Below are 416 nucleotides of genomic sequence, written 5' to 3'. Positions count from 1 at the left end.
GGAGATATCGGCGGTGGTGAGGTTGACCATCAACAGCCGTCCATCCGTATCGACGGCAATGTGTCGCTTGCGGCCGACAATCTTCTTGCCGGCGTCGTGACCCCTTGTTTCAGCTTGCGGAGCCTTGACCGACTGGCTGTCTGTCACGCCAGCCGTGGGACTGGCCTCGCGCCCGCTCGCTCGCGATCCAGCATCAGCGCCACGTCGTGGATGGTCTGGAACAGAAAGCGCCGCGCCAGCTCGCGGGACCAGCCGTAGACCGTCTGCCAGGGGCCGAAATGGATCGGCAGCATCCGCCAACCGCAACCGGAGCGGACCAGGTAGCGCAGGGCGTTGACCACCTCCCGGAAATCAACCTCGCGCGGACGGCCGCGACGCCCAGGCTTGGGCATCAGCGGTGCGAACTGCTCCCACTC

Annotated in this window: 1 pseudogene; it reads right to left on the bottom strand. The window is 65.9% G+C overall.

The annotated features are described in order from the left end of the window. Positions 1-416, bottom strand: a pseudogene (locus PU724_RS33950) (IS5 family transposase); the annotation flags it as partial.

It is taken from the genome of Mesorhizobium abyssinicae, from assembly GCF_049887195.1.
GTDB lineage: Bacteria > Pseudomonadota > Alphaproteobacteria > Rhizobiales > Rhizobiaceae > Mesorhizobium > Mesorhizobium abyssinicae.
This window is presented reverse-complemented; position numbering and strand designations above follow the sequence as displayed.